Annotated in this window: 17 protein-coding genes; 10 read left to right on the plus strand and 7 right to left on the minus strand. The window is 56.6% G+C overall.

Translation table 11 applies throughout. The annotated features are described in order from the left end of the window. Positions 1-24: 24 nt before the first annotated feature. Positions 25-2,931 (minus strand): ATP-dependent DNA helicase, encoded by a 2,907-nt coding sequence (locus HKD32_RS03185; RefSeq protein ID WP_061931638.1) that lies wholly within the window; start codon positions 2,929-2,931, stop codon positions 25-27. 201 nt (positions 2,932-3,132) lie between these two features. Between HKD32_RS03185 and HKD32_RS03190 the strand changes: the two genes are divergently transcribed. From HKD32_RS03190 to HKD32_RS03200, 3 genes are read left to right on the plus strand one after another with little or no spacing between them, the layout of a single operon-like run. Continuing rightward, on the plus strand, positions 3,133-4,752 hold the full coding sequence (locus HKD32_RS03190; protein WP_194257498.1) for a lysine--tRNA ligase: 1,620 nt from the start codon (positions 3,133-3,135) through the stop codon (positions 4,750-4,752). A 5-nt stretch (positions 4,753-4,757) separates the two neighbouring features. Beyond that, the gene (locus tag HKD32_RS03195; RefSeq protein ID WP_194257499.1) at positions 4,758-6,857 is read left to right on the plus strand and encodes a lysylphosphatidylglycerol synthase domain-containing protein; all 2,100 of its coding nucleotides are present in this window, start codon (positions 4,758-4,760) and stop codon (positions 6,855-6,857) included. Next, complete coding sequence (locus HKD32_RS03200) at positions 6,854-7,552, plus strand: MarC family protein (protein ID WP_061931641.1); 699 nt, start codon at positions 6,854-6,856, stop codon at positions 7,550-7,552. The genes HKD32_RS03195 and HKD32_RS03200 overlap by 4 nt, the downstream gene beginning before the upstream one ends. Here HKD32_RS03200 and HKD32_RS03205 read toward each other — a convergent pair. Further along, positions 7,479-8,150 (minus strand): uracil-DNA glycosylase family protein, encoded by a 672-nt coding sequence (locus tag HKD32_RS03205; RefSeq protein ID WP_194257500.1) that lies wholly within the window; start codon positions 8,148-8,150, stop codon positions 7,479-7,481. The genes HKD32_RS03200 and HKD32_RS03205 overlap by 74 nt on opposite strands. After that, positions 8,147-8,710, minus strand: a complete 564-nt coding sequence (gene thpR, locus HKD32_RS03210) for an RNA 2',3'-cyclic phosphodiesterase (protein WP_194257501.1) — start codon at positions 8,708-8,710, stop codon at positions 8,147-8,149. The genes HKD32_RS03205 and thpR overlap by 4 nt, the downstream gene beginning before the upstream one ends. Before the next feature lie 149 nt (positions 8,711-8,859). Here thpR and HKD32_RS03215 point away from each other — a divergent pair, with 149 nt between their 5' ends. From HKD32_RS03215 to cyoD, 5 genes are all read left to right on the plus strand, one after another. Next, the gene (locus tag HKD32_RS03215; protein ID WP_194257502.1) at positions 8,860-9,630 is read left to right on the plus strand and encodes a Bax inhibitor-1/YccA family protein; all 771 of its coding nucleotides are present in this window, start codon (positions 8,860-8,862) and stop codon (positions 9,628-9,630) included. Positions 9,631-10,078: 448 nt separating this feature from the next. Beyond that, positions 10,079-11,017 carry a ubiquinol oxidase subunit II gene (cyoA, locus tag HKD32_RS03220; protein ID WP_039792271.1) on the plus strand — a complete coding sequence of 313 codons (939 nt, stop codon included), beginning with the start codon at positions 10,079-10,081 and terminating at the stop codon, positions 11,015-11,017. A 7-nt stretch (positions 11,018-11,024) separates the two neighbouring features. Then, positions 11,025-13,013 (plus strand): cytochrome o ubiquinol oxidase subunit I, encoded by a 1,989-nt coding sequence (gene cyoB / locus HKD32_RS03225; RefSeq protein ID WP_010502841.1) that lies wholly within the window; start codon positions 11,025-11,027, stop codon positions 13,011-13,013. A gap of 14 nt (positions 13,014-13,027) precedes the next feature. Beyond that, positions 13,028-13,648 carry a cytochrome o ubiquinol oxidase subunit III gene (gene cyoC / locus HKD32_RS03230; protein WP_010502844.1) on the plus strand — a complete coding sequence of 207 codons (621 nt, stop codon included), beginning with the start codon at positions 13,028-13,030 and terminating at the stop codon, positions 13,646-13,648. Further along, positions 13,648-13,977 (plus strand): cytochrome o ubiquinol oxidase subunit IV, encoded by a 330-nt coding sequence (gene cyoD / locus HKD32_RS03235; RefSeq protein WP_010502846.1) that lies wholly within the window; start codon positions 13,648-13,650, stop codon positions 13,975-13,977. The genes cyoC and cyoD overlap by 1 nt, the downstream gene beginning before the upstream one ends. A 206-nt stretch (positions 13,978-14,183) precedes the next feature. On the opposite strand, the gene fdxA is transcribed toward cyoD, so the two are convergent. The 3 genes from fdxA to HKD32_RS03250 form a co-directional block, all read right to left on the minus strand. Next, positions 14,184-14,516 carry a ferredoxin FdxA gene (gene fdxA / locus HKD32_RS03240; RefSeq protein WP_010502849.1) on the minus strand — a complete coding sequence of 111 codons (333 nt, stop codon included), beginning with the start codon at positions 14,514-14,516 and terminating at the stop codon, positions 14,184-14,186. A 78-nt stretch (positions 14,517-14,594) separates the two neighbouring features. Continuing rightward, positions 14,595-14,891, minus strand: a complete 297-nt coding sequence (locus HKD32_RS03245) for an RNA-binding S4 domain-containing protein (RefSeq protein WP_061931647.1) — start codon at positions 14,889-14,891, stop codon at positions 14,595-14,597. After that, positions 14,888-17,503, minus strand: coding sequence for a helicase-related protein (locus HKD32_RS03250; RefSeq protein ID WP_082905336.1), 2,616 nt, complete (start codon positions 17,501-17,503; stop codon positions 14,888-14,890). Before HKD32_RS03250 ends, HKD32_RS03245 begins: the two co-directional genes overlap by 4 nt. Before the next feature lie 18 nt (positions 17,504-17,521). Between HKD32_RS03250 and HKD32_RS03255 the strand changes: the two genes are divergently transcribed. Then, positions 17,522-18,913 carry a M17 family metallopeptidase gene (locus HKD32_RS03255; RefSeq protein ID WP_061931649.1) on the plus strand — a complete coding sequence of 464 codons (1,392 nt, stop codon included), beginning with the start codon at positions 17,522-17,524 and terminating at the stop codon, positions 18,911-18,913. Between the two features lie 309 nt (positions 18,914-19,222). Beyond that, complete coding sequence (locus HKD32_RS03260) at positions 19,223-19,621, plus strand: MarR family transcriptional regulator (RefSeq protein WP_010502853.1); 399 nt, start codon at positions 19,223-19,225, stop codon at positions 19,619-19,621. Here the strand turns inward: HKD32_RS03260 and HKD32_RS03265 are convergent, their stop codons facing one another. Then, positions 19,622-20,587, minus strand: coding sequence for an MraY family glycosyltransferase (locus HKD32_RS03265; RefSeq protein ID WP_194257503.1), 966 nt, complete (start codon positions 20,585-20,587; stop codon positions 19,622-19,624). Positions 20,588-20,603 lie beyond the last annotated feature (16 nt).

Raw genomic sequence — 20,603 nt, forward strand, 5'->3', positions numbered from 1 at the left:
CCTTTTTTTATGCTTTGCTTGGTTCTAGTTTTCCGAAGAAACCGAGGAAGGGGAGGTCAAGAACGCTCCAATATCCTTCAATGTCTCCGCAAGACTAAGGCGTCGGACTTCGACGCCTTCGGGGAACGCTGAGAGGAGGCGGGAAGGCATGCGGCGATCCAGCATGACGAAAACGCCTCTGTCATCGCCTCGCCTGATTAATCGGCCGAAAGCCTGTCTGAGGCGCATTCTGGTGATGCGGTCGTCATAATCGCTGGGGCGGCCTTCCGAGAGCAGGCGTCGGCGTTCCCGATGAAGAATGTCAGGGCGAGGCCAAGGCGTTTTTTCAAACACTACCATTCGTAGGGCTTCTCCCGGCACATCGACGCCATCGCGCATGGCGTCTGTTCCAAGCAGGCAGCTATGGGTTTCGGTGCGAAAGACGTCCACCAGGGTTGCGTTGTCCATTGCGTCGACGTGCTGGGCGTAAAGAGGGAAGCCCTGTGTTTCCAGTGGTTCGCTAATGCGTTTGTGGACTTCTCGCAGTCTTCGGATTGCCGTGAAAAGCCCCAGCGCGCCTCCACCCGCAGTCTCGAACAGGGCGCGAAAGGCGTGGGCCAGAGACGCGATTTCAACTGAGACATCTGTAACGACATAAGCGCGCGTCTGCTTTGCGTAGTCGAACGGACTCATGAGCGACGCCCGGATTGGCGGCTTCATGAAATGCGTGGCGCCCAGGCGAAGTTCGGCGGCATGCCAGCTTTCTTCTCCGTCCTCAGGGCCAGTTTGATCCCGAAGCGTGGCGGAGGTTAGCAGAAGGCCATGAGCCGGTGTCTGGATGGTAGATGCGAATGGAATGGTTGGGTCGAGCCAGTGCCGATACAGCCCAACATCGTGGTCACCCTGAGTAGCTCGGGTTCGAGGCAATCGCTCGGTGCGTATGAAGTCGATATGGACGGGTGTGATGTCAGCTTCCGGAGGTGTTTGCAGAGCATCCAGCATCCCTACCCATCCTGTCACGCGACTAATGGCGCGACGATGAAGTGTACGAATGAAGGCTTCTATCCGCTGGCGCGTTGGGGCTTCCATTTCGGGGTCATCTTCGACCTGGGCTTCAAGCCGTTTGGTCAGAAGGATCAGCGGCTCCTGCAAGCGGCGGAGCGCACGGGAAAGATCCTCAGCAGTTTTTTGGACGGCATCATTTGTCGGATGAAGATCGCACTCCGTGGAGATGTATCCGGTTTCATGCTGCGGGTTCTGAGACCTGCGCGCCTTAAGCTGTTGATCCAAGGCCTGAAGGAACAGTTCCGCAGGATTGTCGAGTTCGGGTTCCTCCAGTGGCAGAAGGGATGGAGCGTCCTCTTCGGCAAGAGAAGCGTCCGGACCACTTTTCAGCCGCGTACTCCAGCCGGGAGCCGGAAGAGCGCGTGCAGCTTGCAGGACGGCATGCAGCGGGGCGTCAATAGCAGGGATGCGTTCGACAAGATCATCCAGTCGTCGCAAAAGCCCTCGCGCACGCGATCGGCTACCTTCCGCACCGAGGAGCCATCGTCTCAGTTCGGCAGCTTCTAGGCCTGAGAGAACGGTTGCAAAAGCACTATCGGCAGCTTCTGGAACATGATGGCCTTCGTCAAAAACATAGCGCGTGGGCGCCGCGTCTTCGTCCGGCAGGCCTGGAGGAGCCAGGGAGGCCCAGGCAGCCTGAGACATGACGAGGGCGTGATTGGCTACAACCAGATCGGCCTGTCTTGCCCGGCGGATGCCATGTTCTACGAAGCAGGCCTGATAGTGCGGGCAGGCAGCATGGATACATTCGCCACGTCGATCGGCCACGCCGTAGAGCGTGCCGTGTCCGAAGAGTTCCCCAAACCAGCCCGGAAGATCGCCACCCATCAGATCGCCATCGCGGCTGGCCTCTGCCCAGCGGGCAAGAAGAGCAAGCGGCAGAAGGGCTGCTGCGCCGTCGTTTCCACGGGATGTGGCGGTATTGAGAAGATCCTCCATGTTCAGGAGGCAGAGGTAGTTCTCACGGCCTTTCCGAACGACGACCTTTTGCCGAAGGGTGGTCTCATCGGGATAGAGGCGATGAAGTTCCTGTTCGATCTGTCGCTGAAGATGGCGGGTATAGGTGCTGACCCAGACGGCACCGTCATTCTGCTCGGCCCAGAGGCTTGAGGGCGCAATATAACCCAGTGTCTTGCCTGTTCCGGTTCCGGCTTCTGCTAAAACGACGTTGGGTGAACCCAGCGTTTCCCGAGGCTCAAAAGCGGACGTTGCGACTGATGCAAAATCGGCTTGACCGGGTCGTTCTTCTGCGCCTTCACCTAAAATCTGGCGCAGTCTTTCGCGTGCTGCACGGGGCGAGACGGGTTGACTGCTGGGTGCAGGGCGGGGAGCTGTTTCCTCCCAGCGAGGTAATCGCCTCCAGATGCGGACGGCATCGAAAGGATGCGCACTTCCCGGGTCAGAGGCAGAGCCAATGGCGTCTGCAACTTCGCCACTCCAGATCCAGCCTGCGCGGGTGAGTGGAAGCAGAAGCGCACGAAGGCGCGCGCCTTCGTGGGTGTCCGCTTTGGCGCGCAACCGGCTGAGAAGATTTTCGCATAGAAGAGGAAGAAGATCGGCCGTTACGGTTTCGGGGGGTGTTAGCCCGAGTGCAATGGCCAGTCCTCGTGGGGTGGGTGCCACGGTTGTCGCTGGAAGGACGAACAGGAACAGGTCCAGAAGGTCGAACCAGGGAACCGGCTGTGACAGAGGTGTCAGGTCCAGTGCCCGGAGAGCTGCTGGCCCGTGCACCAGAAGGGGCGGGGGAAGCTGCGATAATTTTTCCCGCGCGTCTTCGGCTGACAGATCCAGAAGTTCTCCGTCTGGCGTCAGAAGAGACGACAGGCCCCGCCGTGCAATCAGGGCGGGAGCATCAAATGGCGACGGAAAAGAGGGAGCTGATGGCATCCCCTTCAGTCTAGCGGGAAGGTGCGGAGGGGGCGAGAGATTTTGGGAACAGATCGTGAAAGGAAAGGCTGGCAGCTAAAGCGGGGTCGTCAAAAACAGACTTTGACATATTTCGTCACCATTTGAGGCATGTCGAGAAACTCTGCTTCTGCTCGTATTGCTTGACCCGGGATACGTGTCTGCCTACTTTTTCCGGTAATCATGCACAATTCCAGTTCACAAACCTTTCCGTCCCTCGCACCGGATGCGCCTCTGCCCAAAGCATGGCCATTCGAAGAAGCGAAAAAAATCGCCGCGCATGTGGGTGAGCGCGATCCGAAAATCCCGGCCCTGCTTGAAACAGGGTACGGGCCATCCGGGCTGCCGCATATCGGCACGTTCGGCGAAGTCGCTCGCACGACATGGGTTCGGCAGGCTTTTGAAGCCTTGACCGGCCGTCCGACCCGTCTTCTGGCGTTTTCGGATGACATGGATGCCCTGCGCAAGGTGCCGACGAACGTACCGCAGCAGGAGATGCTTGCGAAGTATCTTGGCCTGCCGCTGACGCGCATTCCGGATCCTTTTGGCGAGTACGAAAGCTTTGCCGCCCATAACAATGCCCGTTTGCGTCAGTTTTTGGACAGCTTCGGCTTTGATTACGAATTTGCTTCCGCGACCGATTATTATACCGGTGGCACATTCGATGCCGCTCTTCGTCGTATGCTTGAAGTGCATGATGAAGTCGTCGCGACCATTATTCCGACGCTTGGGCCTGAGCGTCGTGCAACATATTCCCCGGTTCTGCCGATCCACCCTGAAACTGGGCAGGTGATGCAGGTTCCGATCATCAAGGTTGATCCGGATGCCGGGACGGTTGTCTGGAAAGACGACACTGGGAAGACGTTTGAAACGTCTGTTCTGGGTGGTCATGCCAAGATGCAGTGGAAGGCCGATTGGGCCATGCGCTGGTATGCTCTGGGTGTCGACTACGAAATGTCCGGCAAGGATCTGATCGACAGTGTGAAGCTGTCTTCGAAGATTTGCCGCATTCTGGGCAAGGAGCCGCCTGCCGGGCTAACCTACGAGCTGTTCCTTGATGCTCAGGGGCAGAAGATCAGCAAGTCCAAGGGTAATGGTCTGTCTGTCGAGGAATGGCTGCGTTACGGTACGCCGGAAAGCCTCGGGCAGTACATGTACCAGCAGCCTACGCGGGCGAAGCGTCTGTTCTTTGATGTCATTCCCCGCGCAACGGATGATTATCTGACGCTGGTTCAGAAGGCTGAAGCGCAGGAACCGATGGACCTGATGGCCAATCCAGTCTGGTTCATTCATGGCGGAACGGTGCGTCCGGAAGAGACTAGCCCTGTGTCCTACACGGCGCTTCTCAACCTCGCGAACGTAGCAAATGCAGACAATCCGGAGACGCTCTGGAAATTCCTGCGCCGGTATGACGAGACGCTGTCGCCGGAAACGCATCCATATGTGGACAAGCTGGTTCGTTGCGCTCTGACCTATTTTCAGGAGCAGGTTTACCCGAACAAGACCTATCGCGATCCGTCTGAGAGAGAGCGCAAGGGTCTTGAGGATCTGGCGACAGAACTGGAAAAACTTCCTGCTCAGACGCCGCCGCTTGAAGTGCAGGACGTGGTTTTCGAAGTGGGTAAGCGTTACTTTGAGAAGTCTGAACTGCGCTCGTGGTTTGGGTGCCTCTACGAGGTTCTGTTGGGGCAGAGCGAGGGGCCACGCTTCGGAATTTTTGCATCGCTCTTCGGTTTGCCGGAGACAGTTGCCCTTATCCGGGGCGCGCTGGCCCGTCCGGTCACCGGGGCCATTCAGGCCTGACGCCGATGTGCCCTCACAGGGAAGACGACTGGCAGGATGACGCTCTCGCCCTCGAAGAAGAGGGTGAGAGCGGATGTGTTAAAAGTCGCTGGCAACTTCTGCTGACGCGTGCCCCCGCTGTTGTCGGGCTCGTGCTTTTGGTGGCGGCTGTCGTGGTGATCTGGCGTGAACTGCGTCATCTCTCTTTGCACGACATCGTCAGAAGTCTGGGCGATATTCCCTCAGGCGCTTTGCTTGCGGGGGCAGGTGCGACAGTTCTGTCGTATTTCATCCTGTCGTTTTACGATCGACTGGCCTGTCTGCATGTGCGTGCGAAGGTTTCCTTCCAGCGCTCTGCATTTGCTGCGTTCTGTTCTTATGTCCTGTCCCACAATCTTGGATGTGCTGCGATTTCCGGCGCGGCTGTCAGGTTCAGGCTTTATCGTAGCTGGGGGGTCGCGCCGGGCGATATTGCTCAGATTATTGCGTTCTGTTCGGCAACGTATCTGCTCGGAACTATGGCTCTGGTCGGGGGTATTCTGACCCTGGAGCCACATGCTATCCCCGTACTGTCTCATTTGCCGTCCTTTCTTTTGAGACTTGCGGGACTAGGGCTATGGGGTGTCTTGGCAGCGTATGTCGTGCTGTCCCGTGTGCGTCGTCATGTCAGGATCTGGCGCTACACGATTGAAATTCCACGGACTGGTATTGCGATTTCCCAGATTGCTGTCAGTGCCGCCGATATGGCGGCAACAGCCTTGATTGCATATGGCGTTCTGCCTCCACTACCACCGGAAGCGCATTTTGGTTTTGGTACATTCCTGGCCATCTATATTGCGTCTTACACGGCTGGCTTGATTGCCAGTGTGCCCGGTGGGTTAGGCGTTTTCGACAGTGCCATGTTGCTGGCGCTGCGCCCTTACCTTCCGGTTCCGGAAATCATGAGCGCCATTCTGGTGTTCCGTCTTTTTTATTACATCATTCCGCTTGTTCTGGCGGGCTTGATGTTTGCAGGACATGAATTGTTTCTGCGTGGCGAACAGGCCCTTATGTCGGCCGGGCAGGCGCCACGTCGTATCCGGCCGAGCCAGGTGGTGCGGGAGTCTGAAGCGGATTTCTCTGTCACTGTTGCGACAAGCGTTCAGGCTGTCGCAGGTATTCTTCTGGTTCTCTATGCTCTGGCGGCTGAGTTGCCGGCCCTGCGCACCTCATTGGGCGCTGCAGTGTCCCAGATTGCGGATCTTTTTCTGACTGTCAGCGGTGTGGCTTTGGTAGGTTTGGCGCTGGGACTGTCTCAGCGCGTGGCACTGGCATGGAAAGTGTCGCTTGGTGTTCTGGGGGCGTCCGTTGTTCTGCTGGTGCTGCGCCATGCACCATGGGAGGCGCCGGTTGCACTTGGGCTGGTAATGCTGCTGATCGCGCCGTTCCGGAACTGCTATTACCGTCGCGCGCAGATCCTAGTCGCGCCCTTGACGCCTACCATGCTGGCCCCGGTGTCGCTTTGGGCACTGGGCTTACTGGGGGTGGGATGGGTAGCGTTGCAACGTCATCTTGGTCCTATCTGGTGGCGTTCAATGATTTACGACGCACACACAGCGACTGGGCGCTGGTTCCTGGGCATTTCTGCGCTGTGTGGGCTTTTCGCGCTCTGGTTTGGAATGCGCCGGACGCGCATCCGTTTTGAGGCGTGGAACTCAGAAAATGAGCAGCGTTATCGCAGCCTTCCGCATGCGTTGCAGGAACTGGGGCGTCGTCGGCCCAGTGGTCTGCTGCATGATGAGGCGGGCCGTGCCGCCATTCCGTTCCTGCGTACGGGCCAGTTTATCATTGGTCTGGGCGATCCGGCTGGTTCGGAGCGGAACTGCATTGCTGCGATCTGGCGATTGAGGGATCTAGCCCTTCAGGAGGGACGCAAACTTGCGTTTGTCCGTGTTGGTCAGTCTCTTATGGCCGTCTATAATGATCTTGGATTGACGGTTTGCCCGGATGGGAAGGCTGGAACCATCTGCTGTTTTTCTGAGGATTATCGCATGATCCGGGCGTTTCTGAGTGGAGAAGAGCGGCAGGCTCGCAAGAAGCGGTCGGCAGAACGCCCCGAAACGGCTTCAGGCACCGTAAGTTCATGACTCTGCCGCCAAGTCTGGGTAATGCGGTCAACAGTTGGTTGATTGCTTTCCCGGCACTGTTCTCGATTATCAATCCGCTGGGTGCCTCCTTGATTTTTGCTCAGGCGACACAAGGGCGGACGCGGAAAGAAGTTATCGAGCTGGCACGGCTTGTGGCTCTTAACTCTCTTGCGATCCTTCTTGTCTCCATCTGGTTCGGAAGCTGGATTCTCAGTTTTTTTGGCATTAGCATGAACGCACTGCGGATAACGGGTGGGCTGGTGGTGGCCTCTCGTGCCTGGGTCATGTTGCAGCAGCCGGAAACAAGTGAGGCCCGTAAAGAGAAGCAGGCTTTGCAGGGCGGCCGGACTGTCGCTGCGCCTGATTTGAAAGAGCGTGCATTCTTTCCGTTGGCCATGCCCTTTACGGTGGGTCCGGGGAGTATTTCAGTCGCGATTGCCCTGAGTTCGTCCTGCCCGCCGCATATGCCGGTGCCGGATTATTTTATGGGTGTCTCTGCGGCAGCAACGGCCATGGGCATTGTTGTCGCGGTAGCTTACGCCTATGCGGAACGCATTGTTTCCATGCTGGGCGTGACGGGGGCTCGGATTGTCAGCCGTCTGGCGGCGCTTATCCTTCTGGCTATCGGCATCCAGATCCTGATTTCCGGTGTTCAGGGCTTTCTGGTCGATACCCTACGGCTTGCTCATCACTGAGAGCCAGAATGACCTGCACCTTTTCGCGAAGGGCAGGAATGACCTCTTCCTGAAACCAGGGTGCTTTCTTTTCCCATACCCCTGTTCTCCACGACGGGTGGGGCAGGGGGAAGTAATTGTCGGGTAGGTAATCCCGAAAATTCCTGACCCGTTCTGTGACCGAACCTTTTCCTAGGACATGGTGTTGTGAGTAGCTGCCGACCAACAGCGTGAGTTGCAGGGCAGGCATCAGCGAGAGAACCCTTTTGCGCCAGATTGGCGCACATTCCGGGCGTGGCGGGCAATCCCCGCCTTTGGGGAGGCGTCCGGGGTAGCAAAGGCCCATTGGGAGAATGGCAACGTGCCGGGTGTCGTAAAAGACATCTTCCGTCAGGCCAAGCCACTGTCTCAGCCGAACGCCTGACGGGTCCATGAAAGACGTATTCTTGAAATGGGCCTTCGTCCCCGGCGCCTGACTGGCGATCAGTAGTCGCGATGTTGCAGAGACATGGATAAGAGGTCTCGCGCCGAGCGGAAGATTATTTTCGCAGACGCGGCAGGCACGGACCTCCTGAACCAGAGCAGTCAATCGGTCTTGTGTAGTGGGATTGGAAATCATTCATCCTCAGGAAGAATTGGCATGTCGGGGTGCCAGGCATATTCGGCGCGGGCAACATAGACATGCTGATCGTACCCACGCAGACTTTCAAAAAGTGTAACGTGGTGAACGGGCATTGGCTCACTTCTGAAAAGATTATGTCTTTGAACCCATCGAGCCGCATCGGCACGTTGTGTCGTCGCGAGGTGGCCGAGGGTTATATGAGGTTGAAAGCGTCGCTTGGCCGGCGGGCAGCCTGCCTTGCGAAGAACGTTTTCAACCTGCGTCTGAAGTGTATTTAGAGCTTCAGATCGTTCGATACCGATGATCAGGCTGTCAGCCGTCATTCCTTCCCGGAGATCTGCTCCTTGGAATGAGACGTCAAACGGTTTCCAGGCCAGCCTGGAAAGGGCGAGATCAATCTCGTCCATGACATAGCGATCTGTAATTTCGCCGATAAAGCGCAAGGTTAAATGATAGTTCTCGGACGGAACCCACTGCACACCAGGCAATGACCCTCTGAGAAGAGCAAGCGCTTCGCGCTGGGCGGGGGAGAGGTCGAGTGCGACAAAAAGTCTCAAGAGGCTCGTTTCCCGGACAAATAGAACACAGATATGAAGGGTCTTCTTGACCGTGCAGTGAAAAGCCCCACATTCAGGGAAAGTACGGGCGAGCTTGCAAGGTTCGTCAAGCGCCCTTTTTGAAAGGGCCTTTTACTGGAAAAGGTATTATGGCTTTCAATTCCAATTTCGGCAGGGCCGGTACGCAGGCAGGGGTCGGCAATCTTGATGCCGGTCTTCGTTCCTACATGTGCCGTGTCTTCAACTGGATGGCGATCGGCCTCGTCGTAACGGGGCTTGTTGCTTATGGCGTCGCAGAAACATCTTTGCGGGCGCTTTTCTTCCATCTGGCAGAAACGCCTAATGGTGCATTCGTTTTGCGGCCGACCTTTCTGGGTGGGATCGCGATCTTTGCCCCTCTGGCATTTGTGATGGTGTTGTCCTTCGGGATCAATCGCCTTTCACGGTCTGCTGTTCAGGCGATCTTCCTGCTGTTCAGCGCAGCGATGGGCGCAAGCATGTCCAGCCTGCTGTTGAGCTATACGGGCGTTTCGGTGGCCAGAACGTTCTTTATCAGTGCTGTCATGTTCGGCGGAATGGCGCTGTGGGGATACACGACGGGAGCGAACCTTCTTCGACTCGGTTCCTTTCTGTTCATGGGCCTGATTGGCATCATGATTGCGATGGTTGTGAACATCTTCCTGCATAGCGCACCGCTGGCTATGCTGGTTTCTCTAATCGGTGTGGCTCTTTTTACTGGCCTCGCAGCCTATGATACGCAGCGCATCAAGATTAACTACCAGCAATATATGTCTTTCGCGTCGCAGGATGATATTGGAAAGCTTAGTATTTACGATGCGCTTTCCATGTATCTCAATTTCGTGAACCTGTTTCAGTTTCTTATTCAGTTCACAGGCGTCCGTTCCAGTAATAGCGACTGATATTACCTTTCAACTATTTTTGATGTTTCTGGGGGAGTGGCAGTCAATGTCGCTCCCTTTCTTGTTTTTGGACTAAAAAGGTCTTGAATTATTTTCGACTTATTCGAATTGGTTTACATTAAAAAACTGTAATTTTCAGACTTAATAAAAGTCGTAATTAGATCAAATGTGGCGAAAAACAGCCATTTATAGGGTTGCCGGGGATATGCCCTATTCCTCACGAAATCCGTGATAAGCCTTGTCTTCCGGTCGATTCAGGCAGAAAAAACCTGAGGAACCGGGACAGTCGTGTCCCATGCTGAATGAATTTCAGGATCGGATCTTTGATCCGGTTCCTGACGTCAGGATACGAACGAGAAAGGCAGCAGACTATGGCAGCGTTCGGCAGCTCTGATGCGGCCCTTATCGTGTCAAACCGTTTCCCGGCGAATACTCCATGCCGGAACGGATGATGAAAGCAGGACCGATGAAAAAACTCTGGCGATATCTCCCAGCGTTGCCGGCGCTGATGCTATCGGGTTGCACGGTTGATCTGCTTCAGCCGCGCGGTCCGATTGCAGAAATGAACCGCGACGTCATGGTGGCTGAATTTGCCATCATGATGGCGATTGTGGTTCCGACCTGTATCGCAACGCTTTACTTTGCTTGGAAGTATCGTGCTTCCAATACCCAGGCCGAATATCTGCCGACCTGGGATCACTCAACGAAAATCGAATGGTTTGTGTGGGGTATTCCGACCCTGATCATCGTCGCTCTCGGCGCGATCAGCTGGTACAGCACCCACGCCTACGACCCGTACCGCCCCCTTCAGACGGCTGACAACGTCAAGCCACTGAATGTTCAGGTGGTCTCTCTCGACTGGAAATGGCTGTTCATCTATCCGGATCTGGGGATCGCAACGATCAACCAGCTGGATGTTCCGACGAATACGCCGCTGAACTTCCAGATCACTTCTGACACTGTCATGACGTCGTTCTTCATCCCGCGTCTGGGATCGATGATCTACTCCATGCCGGGTCAGCAGACGCAGCTGCATCTTCTTGCAGCTGAGTCCGGTGATTATCTGGGTGAAGCCTCCCAGTTCAGTGGTCGCGGTTTCTCTGACATGAAGTTCCGCACCCTCGCCATGGCACCTGAAGAATTCAGCGCCTGGGTTGAGAAGGTGAAGAGCGGCAGCGAAAACCTCGATGACACGACCTATCCGAAATATGCCGCCCCGCAGGAAGCTGCGCCGGTGCAGTATTTCGCGCATGTCCAGCCAGACCTCTTCGACGGCATCGTCGCCAAGTACAACAATGGCATGATGGTTGAGAAGACGACGGGCAAGGTCATGCATATGCAGTCCGCTTCCAGCGCTGCACCGTCCGACACTGGCATGAAGGAATAACCGACAGATGCTCGGAAAACTCTCCCTTTCAGCCATACCCTTTGATGTGCCGATTCTGGTCGGTACATTTCTGGCTGTGGCTGTCATCGGCCTTGCCGTGCTGGGTGCCGTTACTTATTTCGGTAAGTGGGGTTACCTATGGCGCGAATGGTTGACGACAGTCGATCACAAGCGTCTTGCCGTGATGTATATCATCTTGGCAATTGTCATGCTGTTCCGTGGTTTCGCGGACGCCATCATGATGCGTACCCAGCTTGCGCTGGCCTATGCCGGTAACCCCGGTTACCTTCCGCCACACCACTACGACCAGATCTTCTCCGCTCACGGCACGATCATGATTTTCTTCATGGCCATGGCGTTCATGACGGGGCTGCTCAACCTGGTGGTGCCTCTCCAGATCGGTGCGCGCGACGTTGCGTTCCCGTTCCTGAACTCGCTCAGCTTCTACATGACGCTGGTCGGCGCCCTTCTGATCAATATCTCGCTGTTCATCGGTGAGTTTGCTCAGTGCGGCTGGCTGGTTTACCCGCCACTGTCCGAAATGCAGTTCAGCCCGGGCGTTGGCGTTGACTACTACATCTGGGCCGTTCAGATCTCCGGTGTTGGTACGCTTCTGACAGGTGTGAACTTCTTCACGACCATCGTGAAGATGCGCGCTCCTGGCATGGGCTGGATGCAGATGCCGGTCTTTACCTGGACTGCGTTCTGCACGACCGTTCTGATCATGGCTTCGTTCCCGGTTCTGACCGTGACGCTGGCTCTGCTCAGCCTCGACCGTTACCTTGGCATGCACTTCTTCACGAACGATGCCGGCGGTAACGTCATGCTGTATCTGAGCATGATCTGGACCTGGGGCCATCCGGAAGTTTACATTCTGGTTATCCCGGCTTTCGGCGTGTTCTCTGAAGTTACCTCAACTTTCTCCCGCAAGCCGCTCTTCGGCTACAACACGATGGTTTACGCTACGTGCTCCATTATGGTGCTGTCGTTCGTCGTGTGGGTGCATCACTTCTTCACCATGGGCGCAGGCGCCAACGTCAATACCTTCTTCGGTATCATGACGATGGTCATTGCAGTCCCGACTGGCGTGAAGATCTTCAACTGGCTGTTCACCATGTATAAGGGGCGTGTTGAATTCACGGCTCCGATGTACTGGACGATCGGCTTCATGATCACCTTCTCCATCGGTGGTATGACAGGTGTCATGCTGGCTATGCCGGCTGCTGACTGGATCCTTCACAACTCCCTGTTCCTGATCGCCCACTTCCATAACGTCATCATCGGCGGTGTGTACTTTGGCTATATTGCAGGTATGGGCTTCTGGTTCCCGAAAGCTTTCGGTTTCAAGCTGAATGAAGCCTGGGGTAAGCGCGCGTTCTGGTGCTGGTTTATTGGCTTCTATCTGGCCTTTGTCCCGCTCTACATCCTCGGCCTCGAGGGCATGACGCGTCGTATGAACCACTATAACAACCCGGATTGGTATCCGTGGATGCTGGTTGCAGAAGCTGGTGCGATCGTGATCGCTCTGGGTATCGTCTGCCAGCTCACGCAGCTTTACGTTTCCATCCGCGATCGTAACCTGCCGGAAAATCTGGATCTCACGGGCGATCCGTGGGGTGGCCGTACGCTGGAGTGGTCCATTTCTTCTCCGCCGCCGGCTTATAACTTCGCAGTGATCCCGGACATCCATGGTCTGGACACGTTCCACACCGAGAAGCAGCTTGGCCGTCGTGCACATAACAAGCCGCTGGCTCCGATCCACATGCCGAAGAACACGGCTGCGGGTGCCATCATCGGTGCATTCTCGTTCATCCTCGGCTTTGGTGCCATCTGGTACATCTGGTGGATGGCAGGTCTTGGCCTGATCGGTATTGCCGTTACGATGATCATGCGCAGTGCAAACCGCGATGTCGATTACTACGTCCCTGTCAGCGAAATCGAGCACAACGAGGAAGTCTATTCCCGTCGTATCGCCGCTGCGCAGGCAGCAGAGTAAAGGGGGCATAGTTAATGGCTCACGAAGCAACCATGTCGCCTTTGGCACACGCTGACGACCACGGTCACGATCATCATCACGAGACGCCGAATGTTTTCGGCTTCTGGCTCTACCTGATGACGGACTGCATTCTGTTCGGTTCGATCTTTGCTGCGTTCGCAGTCCTCCGGAACCAGTTTGCCGGGGGGCCTTCAGGCAAGGAACTGTTCGACCTGACGAATGTGGGGATCGAAACGGCAATCCTGCTGTTCTCGTCCATCACCTACGGCTTTGCCTCGATCAATGCGATGGCAAAGAACAAGACCATGGTACTGGTCTGGCTGGCCATCACGTTCGTGCTGGGTCTGTCCTTCGTTGGTCTTGAAGTGAGCGAGTTCTCACACATGATCGCTGAAGGTAACGGTCCTGACCGTTCTGCATTCCTTTCCGCGTTCTTTACGCTGGTTGGAACGCACGGTCTGCACGTCACCTGTGGTCTGATCTGGATGGCAGTTCTGATGGTCCAGATGATGGGCCCGCAGGATCTGTCCCAGCGGATGATGGACAAGCTGACCTGCCTCAGCCTGTTCTGGCACTTTCTGGACATCGTCTGGATCTGTGTTTTCTCCTTCGTCTATCTCGCAGGTGTGATGTAATGGCCCAGGCACATACAACCCACGATGGTAGCCACGGCTCCTATCAGTCCTACATCATCGGGTTCGTTCTTGCGGTCGTTCTGACTGTTGCGTCTTTCGCAGCAGTCATGACCCACGCACTTGCTCCCGGTATGGCACTGGCCGCTCTTGGTGTGCTGGCGGTCGTTCAGATCGTTGTGCATCTGGTGTTCTTCCTGCACCTGAACACCAGCCGCGAGCAGAGCTGGAACCTGATGTGCTTCATCTTCGCAGCAGCATCAGTGGTCATCATTATCGGTGGTACGCTGTTCATCATGCATGACACGGCCATCAACATGATGTCCCGCTAAGATCCTTTACGGATCAAAGCTGAAGAAACCGGCAGGAGAAATCCTGCCGGTTTTTTTGTGCCTGCCTGTCTTGTGATTACATCCGCTGCTCAGCCCAAAAACAGGGGGCAGATTTCAGGCGGCTGCTCGGACGTATCTGAGGGATGCTCATAAAAAAAAGCCCGGCACAGTGTGTCGGGCTTTGAGCCTTCCGATGAGAGGAGGGTTCAGTCCTTGTGAGGTGCCTCGGAAAGCATGGCTGCTTTGCCGGGCTTGTCTTTCCATTCTTCCGCATCGGCTGGCTGTTCACCCTTGCGGGTAATGTTCGGCCACTGGGCTGCGAATTTGGAGTTGATCTCAATCCATGGGGTGGCGCGGTTGTCGCTGTCTGGAAAAATGGCTTCAGCCGGGCACTCAGGTTCGCACACGCCGCAGTCAATGCATTCGTCCGGGTTGATGACGAGGAAATTCTCTCCGGCATAGAAGCAGTCTACGGGGCAAACTTCCACGCAGTCCATGAACTTGCACTTGATGCAGTTTTCCGTGACCACATAGCTCATTGGTGTCTCCGATCCTCATTCGGGCCCGGCTGTGCGGCCCATTTTTCAATTGTGCGGGAAGATATGCGAAGGATTGGCTTAGGAAGCAAGCTTCTTAGGCTCTTCTTTAATGATCTCGTATAGCAGGGATGCTTCTTTCGCGGGACCGCGGCGTTCCCCAAGGTCCAGAATACGCCAGACCCGCACGTCTTCACCGGGGTTCGCGGGGGGAAGCGTCAGCACATCTCCCACACGAAGTTTGGCATGAGGCTTGCTGGTTGGTTGCCGGTTTACGCGAATACGCCCCTTACTGACGATCGCTGCGCAAAGGGCGCGGGTTTTGGCGAGCCGGACGTAATAGAGCCACTGGTCCAGGCGCTGATAGTCATCACTCATGGGGTAGATCGTTCTCTTAAAATAGCGAGAGCGGCAAAAGGACTATCCTGTCGGACAGCAGTTGGTCGGCTGGTGCGTTGACCCGAAGCTTTAGGCCTCCTGCGCCCCGCACGGGTACGCCGATCGGAAAGGATCATGAGGGGAGCGGGTGGTCCTGCGTGAGAAGGGCTGGCAGCCGACGGAGGGCGGTGAGCAATCCCGAGAGCCGTCAGAATTCCCGGAACCATGTCTGTTTTTACACCGAACCGTGAGGCCAGACCCGCAGGAGCAGGGTGATCCTGCTTACGGGTCAGATGCTCCAGTTCCGCGATGCTGCGTTCTGCAATATCAAGCCTGATTCCGGTCTGCCCAGCCTGAAGCCAGCCCGGAACGCCTGCGACAAGGTCCCAGGGAAGCGAGACCCGACCTGGAGCCGGTATGGTGAGGGACTCGCCAAGACGAAGTTGTGTCAGGAGCGTCATGAGACCAAGGGGGCGAGGACGCAGAAGGGTAGGGAAGAAAATGGCAAAGCGGCCGACTTCTACGCCGATCTTGCGCAGGGACCGTTTGGCTTGTTGTGGCAACATTCTGTCAGGGGGCAGAAGGCTCGTGATGCCGCCGTCTTCATGGAGACGGTGAACGATACCCCTGAGGTCTGGCTGGTTCGTAACGGCCTGCTCTGCCTTGAAGAGAATGGCCATATCCCGCTCGATCATTGTCCGTACATAACAGAGCAGCCTGTTCTCGACCTGATTGCGCTGATTGGTATCCGCAAATTCTCCAGAGAACAGACGTACGGCCGGTTGAAGGAATGTCTTTCCAGCACTCAGCTTAGCGAGCGCGATACCCTCCCAGGAGAGAAGACCCGTTTCAGTGTCCAGAGAAAGGGCACTGTCAGGTGCCTCCTGAAACAGGCGGACACGGCGGGGGATTTCCTGGAGCAGAGCCTTCCGGCCTGCGCGCATGATAATCTGGTGATCGGGACCGCCTGTTGTATCGGCCTGCAACGCAAAGCCCCGGATTTTTCCGATGCTGTGGCCTTCAACGATCACATCGCCATCTGCTGTGACGGCAGAAAGAATGTTCCGGTCTGTCTCTGCATCAAGGCGGCGAAGCAGGGATGTTGCCCGCCTGTCCACGAAGCGTGCCGTCAGACGCTCGTGAAGGGCGTCTGAGAGAAGATCCTCCACTTCGCGGGCCCGTTGCTGCCAGGTGGCGGAGTGACGGCTCCACTCCGTTCTGGCGGCGACGTAGGAGCAGACGCGCACGCCGGTCAGGCGGTGCATCAGGGTGTCGATGTCTCCGTCAACGCGTGCAAAGCCCTTGATGTGGCCTTCCATCCAGTTGGCCGGGACAGCGCCTTCCTTGAGAATATGCAGGAAAAGGCGCGCGCAGAGGCGGGTGTGGCTATCATCCCCGAGTTTCCGGAAATCGGGGATCTGGCACACCTCCCAGAGCAGGGACGTGGCGCGACGTCCTTTTGCGACCTCGCGGATCTCGGGATCAAGGACGAGGGATTCGAGGGTTGTAACGTCTGATGCCACCCGGCCTGCGGTCAGGCCACGAAACGGCGGCGCCACTGTCAGGCTGGCAAGTAGGGCGCGCGGGTTGGTGAAATCCAGCTCGTGGTTTCGCCAGTAGAGTCTTTGGATTGGATCGAATCGATGCTGCTCCACGGCTTCAATAGTGGCGGCAGACATGGGGGGGCAGTCCGCCGTGGTGCCGAAGGTGCCGTCCTTCATGCCACGGCCAGCACGCCCGGCGATCTGTGCGATCTCTTGGGGAAATAATGGACGCGGGGAAGTACCATCGAATTTTGAGAGCTGAGCGAGGGCCACATGGTCCACATCCATGTTCAGCCCCATGCCGATTGCATCGGTGGCGACGAGGTAATCGACTTCCCGGTTCTGGTAGAGTTCGACCTGTGCGTTGCGGGTGCGAGGGCTCAGCTGCCCCATGATGACGGCACATCCGCCCCGGCGGCGGCGGATGACTTCCGCCAGCGCGTAAACCTCAGCCATGGAGAACGCGACGATCGCGGAGCGGGGGGGCAGGCGCGATAGTTTGGTGGGGCCGGTGCTGACCAGGCTGGACAGACGCGTCCGGGTGTCGATCTCGATGCCCGGAACCAGCTTCTGAAGAAGAGGGCGAATGGTTTCAGCGCCAAGGAAGAGCGTTTCTACCGTGCCGCGGGCGTGCAGGAGTCGGTCCGTGAAGATATGTCCACGGTCCGGATCGGAGGCGAGCTGGATTTCATCGACGGCGACGAACTCGGCTTTCCGGTCCAGCGGCATGGCTTCTACTGTGCAGGCGAACCAGCGGGCCCCGGGAGGAACGATTTTTTCCTCACCGGTAATAAGGGCGACGGAGCGCTCTCCCTTGGCTTTCACCAGCCGCTCATAGTTCTCCCGTGCCAGCAGGCGCAGCGGAAAGCCGATGATGCCGGAGGAATGAGCCATCATGCGCGTGAGGGCATAATGCGTCTTGCCGGTATTGGTTGGACCCAGCGCCGCACGGACGCTTGCCGGCATGATATGATGAGCGGAATGGTTACCGCGGTGAGCACCCTTCATCCCTGAATGGTCGGGTGCCTGCGGAACAAAAGCAAGCGTTCGGGCCTCAAGGTTCGACACTTTTCAGGAAAGAGGTTCATGAGTTTTCATATTCAACTCCCTTTCGTGTCTGTTTCTGATGCTTCGGCACCCCGGACAGTCCATCTGGTGCGCTCTCAGGACACGGAAACGGTTGCTCGTCTGCTGGGAGAGCACGGCGCTTTTCTGAAGGCACAGGGCTTTGCGTCCCGTGATGGAGCCTTCACGCTTCTGCCGGGTGAGAACGGAGCGGGTGCGGCTTTACTTTGTGTGGATGAGGGGCGACTGAATGACCCGACGGCTTTCGGTCTGCTGGGAACAGTTCTTCCTGCCGGTGACTGGCTTGCTGTCCTGCATGGGGTTGAAGACGGCGTTCAGGAGACCGCGCTCCTAGGGTTCGCAATGGGAGCCTATCGCTATCGTGTGGGTCAGAATCAGGACGCTGCGACGCGCATGGTGGTCCCGGATACTATTAAAACAGCAAGTGCCATTGCGAAGGCCACCTGGTTCGGTCGTGACCTTATCAACACGCCTGCCAATCTTCTTGGTCCGAGAGATCTCGCCCAGTCTGCCTACCGGGCTCTGGACGGGCGAGGCGCTGAAGTGCGCATTGTCGAGGGCGATGATTTGAAGGTGGCTTACCCTTGTCTGGCTGAAGTCGGCGAGGGATCTGAGCGCAAGCCTGCTGTTGTCGTTGCACGTTGGAAGGCGCGGGAAGGTGCGCCGCGTCTGTCACTGGTCGGGAAAGGTGTCTGCTTTGATACGGGCGGGTACGATCTGAAGCCTGCGGCCGGAATGCTGCGCATGAAAAAGGATATGGGCGGTGCGGCTCTGATGCTGGCTGTCATGTGTTCGGCGATTGACCTGAAGCTCGATATTGATCTGGAGCTTCGACTGGGCTGCGTCGAGAACAGTGTGTCCGGTCATGCCATGCGTCCAGGGGATGTTCTGAAGACGCGCAGTGGTAAGTTTGTGGAGATCGGGAACACAGATGCGGAAGGGCGTCTGGTGTTGTGTGATCTGATAACGGAAGCCTCTGAAAGTGCTCCGGATTACATTGTGGACGCTGCAACCCTGACCGGCGCTGCACGCGTAGCTCTCGGTCCCGACCTTCCGGCTGTGTTCAGCAACAGTGATGAACTCGCTCAATTACTGCTCGAATCGGGTCTGGATACTGCGGATGCTTTGTGGAGATTGCCACTCTGGCATGGCTATGACGCATGGCTTGATAGTAAAATAGCCGATCTCGGAAATATAACGTCAAAACCAATGGCAGGGGCGATTACGGCTGCTCTGTACCTTCAGCGGTTTGTTCCGGACGGACAAAAGTGGCTCCATATAGACACTTACGCTTGGAATGACGCGAATTCGCCAGGTCGTCCGGAGGGGGGAGAGACCCTCGCGCTTCGTGCGCTTCTTAAAATGATTGAAAGACTGGGCAGGTCTTCGTGAAGTGAACAACCAGACTACGGGACGATCCTTAACGAACCGTAATATGATTGTCTTAAAACTATGGGGTGTAAATCTGCGTCTGATAGGGCATACGGCCTTCCATGTTCGAAAGCTGCTATCCGCAGCATAAATCGTTTTGAAACCCGCATACTTGCGAATGCGTTTCAAAACACCAGATGTAGAAGACCAGAGCTCAAACCCATGCGGGGCTGAGCGATATACACAACCCCGTCGGGTCTGAATGGCTCGACTGTTCTTTCCCCTGTTGCCTGATTGGGTAACAGGGGGGCAGACCGTAAGGAGAGAGAAATGCCTCAGGCTAACAACGACCAGATGCTTCACCTTCTGTGCGACACCGTCGTTTCCATGGTGCGCCGTGACGGTCCGGATCTGTCTGCCCGCCAGCTTGCCGTGTTCCTGACCTGCTATCTGCGTGACGGTGCTCACACCGTTCGTGGCCTGGCAGCGGAACTGAAGGTGTCCAAGCCTGCTATCACACGCGCTCTGGACCGTCTGGGCGAACTCGATCTGGCTCGTCGTAAAGTCGATCCTCTGGACCGTCGCTCTGTGCTGGTTCAGCGCACGCTGAAGGGATCGTCCTTCCTGCGTGAAATGCGCGCCGTCATGGCTGAAGCATCCGGCACGCGCCCTGCACGTGCAGAACGCGCTTCTGCTTCTGTCGAGCGTATCACACGCCGCGCCGGCTAATTACCAGCGATCCTGCACGCGGGCTTTGGCACGCGTGCAGATATATCCTGTCCAGCAAAGCTGGGGCAGAAGAACAAGCAGAACCGTTTCCCAAGGCTGCCTCGCTGTACAGGCCAGCGCTCCCCACACTACAAAACCCCAGTAAATTATTGTAACCAGTGGCATCGGCATTCCGGATCGGACTGCCAGTTGGTAAAGATGACCCCGATGAGCCTGTGCTAGTGGGTCTCCGGCGCGAGCGCGGCGAGCTAAAGTAAAAAATACATCCCACAAAACGCCAGAGAGAAGTGCCAGTGTCAGCAGCCCTGCGAGGCGATGAGGCTGCATGGCACCCCAGGCGATAATCAAGGCGCCAGATTGGCTACCAACATCCCCCATGAAAATTCGCGCTTTGGGAAAATTGCAGGGAAGAAATGCCAGCAGGCAGATCGCGTATAAAACGAAAATGACTGGCTGAATTCCAGATGCTGCCAGAAACAGCGCGGCTAAGGCCATGACGCCGGATGCCAGACCGTTGATTCCATCAATGAAATTCAGCGCATTTGTTATGAAGACTGCGCCAATAATGAACAGGCACGTCATGGGAAGGGACGCGCCGCTTCCGAATGCTGCCAATGCTGCCGCAATGAATTGCGCTGCCAGCTTATACCCCGCAGGAAAAGAATAGAGGTCATCCAGCCAGGAAACCGCTGCCAGCAGAATGACGCCACTTGTTAATCCAAAGAGAGGTCCTGTGAAAAACGGCTGGTGAGTCAGGTAAAGGGCTGGAGCAAGACAGAGCAGAAAGGCTCCAATGATCCCGATACCGCCGCCTTTGGGAATCGGGCGAGTATGAGAGCTGCGATGGACAGGATGATCCATCACCCCGACGCGAATCATAAGCGCAATAAGCACCAGACAGAGAAGCGGGGCCAGGAGGTCGGGGGCCACAACGCCGGAAAGAAGAGATTGTAAAGAAAAGGGCATGGACTGACTTTATGGG

The organism is Gluconobacter japonicus (assembly GCF_015244665.1).
GTDB lineage: Bacteria > Pseudomonadota > Alphaproteobacteria > Acetobacterales > Acetobacteraceae > Gluconobacter > Gluconobacter japonicus.

Bases quoted from the DNA above. Each gene is read 5' to 3' on its own strand.
- HKD32_RS03185 (WP_061931638.1), bottom strand. From the start codon at position 2,931: ATGCCATCAGCTCCCTCTTTTCCGTCGCCATTTGATGCTCCCGCCCTG.
- HKD32_RS03190 (WP_194257498.1), top strand. From the start codon at position 3,133: ATGCACAATTCCAGTTCACAAACCTTTCCGTCCCTCGCACCGGATGCG.
- HKD32_RS03195 (WP_194257499.1), top strand. From the start codon at position 4,758: ATGTGCCCTCACAGGGAAGACGACTGGCAGGATGACGCTCTCGCCCTC.
- HKD32_RS03200 (WP_061931641.1), top strand. From the start codon at position 6,854: ATGACTCTGCCGCCAAGTCTGGGTAATGCGGTCAACAGTTGGTTGATT.
- HKD32_RS03205 (WP_194257500.1), bottom strand. From the start codon at position 8,150: ATGATTTCCAATCCCACTACACAAGACCGATTGACTGCTCTGGTTCAG.
- HKD32_RS03215 (WP_194257502.1), top strand. From the start codon at position 8,860: ATGGCTTTCAATTCCAATTTCGGCAGGGCCGGTACGCAGGCAGGGGTC.
- cyoA (WP_039792271.1), top strand. From the start codon at position 10,079: ATGATGAAAGCAGGACCGATGAAAAAACTCTGGCGATATCTCCCAGCG.
- cyoB (WP_010502841.1), top strand. From the start codon at position 11,025: ATGCTCGGAAAACTCTCCCTTTCAGCCATACCCTTTGATGTGCCGATT.
- cyoC (WP_010502844.1), top strand. From the start codon at position 13,028: ATGGCTCACGAAGCAACCATGTCGCCTTTGGCACACGCTGACGACCAC.
- cyoD (WP_010502846.1), top strand. From the start codon at position 13,648: ATGGCCCAGGCACATACAACCCACGATGGTAGCCACGGCTCCTATCAG.
- fdxA (WP_010502849.1), bottom strand. From the start codon at position 14,516: ATGAGCTATGTGGTCACGGAAAACTGCATCAAGTGCAAGTTCATGGAC.
- HKD32_RS03245 (WP_061931647.1), bottom strand. From the start codon at position 14,891: ATGAGTGATGACTATCAGCGCCTGGACCAGTGGCTCTATTACGTCCGG.
- HKD32_RS03255 (WP_061931649.1), top strand. From the start codon at position 17,522: ATGAGTTTTCATATTCAACTCCCTTTCGTGTCTGTTTCTGATGCTTCG.
- HKD32_RS03260 (WP_010502853.1), top strand. From the start codon at position 19,223: ATGCCTCAGGCTAACAACGACCAGATGCTTCACCTTCTGTGCGACACC.
- HKD32_RS03265 (WP_194257503.1), bottom strand. From the start codon at position 20,587: ATGCCCTTTTCTTTACAATCTCTTCTTTCCGGCGTTGTGGCCCCCGAC.